The sequence below is a fragment of the Herbaspirillum lusitanum P6-12 genome (genome assembly GCF_000256565.1).
GTDB lineage: Bacteria > Pseudomonadota > Gammaproteobacteria > Burkholderiales > Burkholderiaceae_D > Herbaspirillum > Herbaspirillum lusitanum.
The window spans coordinates 1-429 of record NZ_AJHH01000477.1; the positions used below are offsets into that span (position 1 = coordinate 1).

Genomic DNA, 429 nt, shown 5'->3' on the forward strand with positions numbered 1-429 from the left:
CGCGCGCGCCGCGAATTTCTGCACCGGCATCAGGAAGGGCATGCGGTAGTGATTGATCTGCGTCATCGGGGTGTCGATGTACCCGGGCGCAATCGTCACCACCTTGATGCCGCTGGCGCGCAGTTCGATGCGCAGCGATTCGCAATAGCTGATGACCGCCGCTTTCGATGCACTATACGCCTCGGCGCCGGGCAGACCGCGGATACCTGCCACGCTGCCGATGCCGACCAGGCGGCAGTCCTGCCGCCGTGGCTGAGTCTTCATGGCGGCGATGAACGGATGGAAAGTGGCGACCGTGGCCGTCACGTTGGTGGCAATGATGCGTTCGAACACCGGGATGTCTTCGGCGAATTCGGTCAGCGTGCCTTGCGAAATGCCGGCGTTGGCGATCACCACGTCAATGCCGCCGGCAGTGGAAACCGGGTGCAG

General features: G+C 63.6%; 1 protein-coding gene. It reads right to left on the reverse strand.

The features are described from left to right. On the reverse strand, window positions 1-429 hold a 429-nt coding region (locus HLUSI_RS0115925; RefSeq protein ID WP_016834918.1), incomplete at both ends, for an SDR family NAD(P)-dependent oxidoreductase.